Origin of the sequence: Devosia sp., assembly GCF_041917035.1 — a bacterium.
In the GTDB taxonomy this organism is placed as follows: domain Bacteria; phylum Pseudomonadota; class Alphaproteobacteria; order Rhizobiales; family Devosiaceae; genus Devosia_A.
The window spans coordinates 1-3,486 of the sequence record NZ_JAYRYM010000329.1 but is presented as its reverse complement, the minus strand read 5'-3'; the positions used below and the strand labels follow the sequence as shown (position 1 = coordinate 3,486).

At 67.6% G+C, this 3,486-nt stretch carries 4 protein-coding genes; 1 reads left to right on the top strand and 3 read right to left on the bottom strand.

The features are described from left to right. The 3 genes from ACE3TU_RS20430 to ACE3TU_RS20420 form a co-directional block, all read right to left on the bottom strand. Positions 1-77 (bottom strand): biotin carboxylase N-terminal domain-containing protein (locus ACE3TU_RS20430; protein WP_374627598.1); only part of this gene is annotated, 77 nt, incomplete at its 3' end. After that, positions 77-586: an endonuclease domain-containing protein gene (locus tag ACE3TU_RS20425; protein WP_374627596.1), complete on the bottom strand. Its 510-nt coding sequence runs from the start codon at positions 584-586 to the stop codon at positions 77-79. The genes ACE3TU_RS20425 and ACE3TU_RS20430, both read right to left, overlap by 1 nt. A gap of 112 nt (positions 587-698) precedes the next feature. After that, on the bottom strand, positions 699-2,231 hold the full coding sequence (locus tag ACE3TU_RS20420; RefSeq protein ID WP_374627594.1) for an acyl-CoA carboxylase subunit beta: 1,533 nt from the start codon (positions 2,229-2,231) through the stop codon (positions 699-701). Positions 2,232-2,347: 116 nt separating this feature from the next. On the opposite strand from ACE3TU_RS20420, the gene ACE3TU_RS20415 reads away from it, so the two are divergent. Further along, on the top strand, positions 2,348-3,486 hold a 1,139-nt coding region (locus ACE3TU_RS20415), incomplete at its 3' end, for a short-chain fatty acyl-CoA regulator family protein (protein WP_374627592.1).

The window sequence follows — 3,486 nt, the reverse complement described above, 5'->3', positions numbered from 1 at the left end:
ATGCCCATGCGCCGGGCGGTACGAATGATTCGGCAGGCGATCTCGCCGCGATTGGCGATGAGGAGGCTTTGGAACATCAGGGGGTACCCTCGCCGAGGTTCGAGCCTGAGGCACCCCCCCTCCCAACCTCCCCCGAAAGGGGGGAGGTGCCGTTCTGTGCTTGTGGCACAAATGTGCTTCCCCCACCGGCGGGCACCCTCCCCCATGCGGGGAGGGTTGGGGAGGGGGTGGCCGCGCGCAGGTTGGCCGGGCGGGTCGCCAAGGCAGTTGAGATCACGGTGAACACACCCTCGGGGTTGGTCATGACATCGTCGTTGCTGAAGCGCAGGACGTGGAAGCCTCGGCCGGCGAGGTAGTCGTCCCGCGTGGCATCGTTGCTCTGCGCAAGCCCGGAGGCATGCGTCTCGCCGTCGAGCTCGATCACCAGCCCGGCGTGGAGGCAGGCGAAATCGACATAGTACTCGCCAACCTGCACCTGCTTGCGGAAATGGAAGCTGCCGCTCCGCAAGGGGTAGAGCAAACGCCACAGGCGCCGCTCGGGGGCGGTGGAACTGCGGCGCAGCTTCCGGGCGAGGTCGGTGCTCATGATGCCGGACCGGAGCGTGGTGTTCCCCCCTCCCCAACCCTCCCCGCGAGGGGGAGGGTGCCCGCCGGTGGTCGGGGCACAGATCGCGCGACGCGCGACTGACATGCCAGGCTCACAGCGGAATGTTCCCGTGCTTTTTTGCCGGGATCACCGCCTTCTTGTGCCGGAGCGTCTCGAAGGCGCGGGCGACGCGTCGCCTGGTCTCGCGGGGCATGATGACGTCGTCGATGAAGCCGCGTTCGGCGGCGACGAAGGGGTTGGCGAAGCGGGATTCGTAGTCGGCGGTGCGCTGGGCGATCTTGTCCTTGTCGCCCAGTTCGCTGCGGTAGAGGATCTCGGTGGCGCCCTTGGCGCCCATCACGGCGATTTCGGCGGTGGGCCAGGCGTAGTTGACGTCGGCGCGGATGTGCTTGCTGGCCATCACGTCGTAGGCGCCGCCATAGGCCTTGCGGGTGATGACGGTGACCTTGGGGACGGTCGCCTCGGCATAGGCGAAGAGCAGCTTGGCGCCGTGCTTGATGATGCCGCCATATTCCTGCGCCACGCCGGGGAGGAAACCGGGGACATCGACGAGGGTGAGGATCGGGATCGAGAAGGCATCGCAGAAGCGGATGAAGCGGGCGGCTTTCTTCGACGAGTTGATGTCGAGGCAGCCGGCGAGCACCAGCGGCTGGTTGGCGACGACGCCGACGCTTTCGCCATTGATGCGGACGAACCCGACGAGGATGTTGCCGGCGTGCTCCTTCTGGATTTCGAAGAAATCGCCCTCGTCGGCGATGCGGGTGATCACCTCCCGCATGTCGTAGGGCTTGGCCGCGCTCGCCGGGATGATGCTGTCGAGGCTCGGCTCGGAGCGCTCGATCGTGTCGTTGGTGGCGAGGCGCGGCGGTTTCACGGTGGCGCTGAGCGGCAGGAAGTCGACCAGCCGGCGGACCTCGAGCAGCGTCTCGATGTCGTTGTCGAAGGCGGCATCGGCGACGGCGCTGATCTTGGTGTGAGTGGAGGCGCCGCCCAGTTCCTCGTGGGTGACGATCTCGGAGGTGACGGTCTTCACCACATCGGGGCCGGTCACATACATGTAGGAGGTGTCCTTCACCATGAAGATGAAGTCGGTCATGGCCGGGGAGTAGACCGCGCCGCCGGCGGACGGCCCCATGATCACCGAGATCTGCGGGATGGCGCCCGAGGCCTGGACGTTGCGCCAGAACACCTCGGCATAGCCGCCGAGCGCGGCGACACCCTCCTGGATGCGGGCGCCGCCGGAATCGTTCAGCCCGATTACCGGGGCGCCGTTCTGCACGGCCAAATCCATGATCTTGCAGATCTTTTGCGCGTGGGTTTCGCTGAGCGAGCCGCCGAAGACGGTGAAATCCTGGCTGAACACATAGACCAGCCGGCCGTTGACGGTGCCCCAGCCGGTGACGACGCCATCGCCCGGGATGATGGTCTTTTCCATGCCGAACTCCACCGCGCGGTGGGTGACGAACATGTCGTATTCCTCGAACGAGCCCGGATCGAGCAGCACGTCGAGCCGCTCGCGGGCGGTCAGCTTGCCCTTGGCGTGCTGGGCATCGATGCGCTTCTGCCCGCCGCCGAGGCGGGCCTCCGCGCGCTTTTCCTCGAGCGCGGCGATGATGTTCTGCATGGGGTCCCCTGCCCTGTTCGCGACACCATACAGCAGAGGACGGCGGCTTGCAGACAGGAAGGTGCGGATGTGCTAATTCTGCAAACATGCAAATTGCGAACTTGCGAACATAGCAAATGGCCCAGCAGAAGATCTTCGCCGGCGGCCGTGTCCGGGCCGGGCGCCAGCGCCAGGGACTGACGCAGCGCGAGCTGGCCGGCCAGCTCGAAATCTCGGTGTCCTACCTCAACCAGATCGAGAACAACCAGCGGCCGCTGACGGCGCCGCTGATGCTGGCGCTCAGCGAAAAGTTCGGGCTGGACCTCTCCGAACTGCTGTCGGACCGCGCCGACCGGCTGCTCGCCGACCTGCGGGAAGCCACAGCCGACCCGGTGTTCGGCGACACGGCACCGGGCCTGATCGAGCTAAAGTCGCTGGCGACCGGTGCACCGGACACGGCCCGCGCGCTGCTGCGGCTCTACGAGGCCTGGCGGAAATCGGGCGAGCGGCTGGCCAGCGTCGATGCCGCGATGGCCGGCGCCCCGGCGGGCGGCCTGCAGACCACCTATGAGGAGGTGCGCGACTTCTTCCACTATGCCGACAACTACGTCGATCGGCTCGACACCGCCGCCGAAGCCTTGGCGGAGCAGATCGGCGCGGCACTGCACGGGCGGATCGAGCGGCTGGCGGCGCATATCGAAAGCCGGCACGGCATCGCGGTCGCCTTCGAGGAACTGGAGCGGCCGGAGGCGCTCAGACGCTACGACCGCGAGCGGCGGGTGATCGGACTGAACGCCCGGCTGGCGCCCGCGACGCTGTATTTCCAGCTCGCCGCGCAACTGGCGCTGATCGCCGAGGCCGAACCGATCGAGGCCATCATCGCGGCGGCGCGGTTCAAGACCCGCGAAGCCGAGGCGATCTGCCGGCTGGGCCTCGCCAACTACTATGCCGGGGCGCTGCAGATGCCCTACGGCGCCTTCCTGGCGGCGGCCGGCGAGACCGCCTACGACATCGAGCAGCTGGGGTTCCGCTTCGGCGCCTCGCTCGAGCAGGTCGGCCACCGGCTCTCGACCATGCAGCGACCCAAGGCCCGCGGCGTGCCGTTCTTCTTTGCGCGGGTGGACGCGGCGGGAACCATCACCAAGCGGCATTCGGCGACGCCGCTGCAGTTCCCCCGCTTCGGCGGGGCGTGCCCGCTGTGGAACGTGCATCGCGCGTTCGAGGAGCACGGCCGGATCGGCCGGCAGCTGGCCGAAACGCCGGACGGCAACCGCTA

Coding starts and splice junctions, on each gene's coding strand:
- ACE3TU_RS20420 (WP_374627594.1), bottom strand. CDS start 2,231: ATGCAGAACATCATCGCCGCGCTCGAGGAAAAGCGCGCGGAGGCCCGC.
- ACE3TU_RS20425 (WP_374627596.1), bottom strand. CDS start 586: ATGAGCACCGACCTCGCCCGGAAGCTGCGCCGCAGTTCCACCGCCCCC.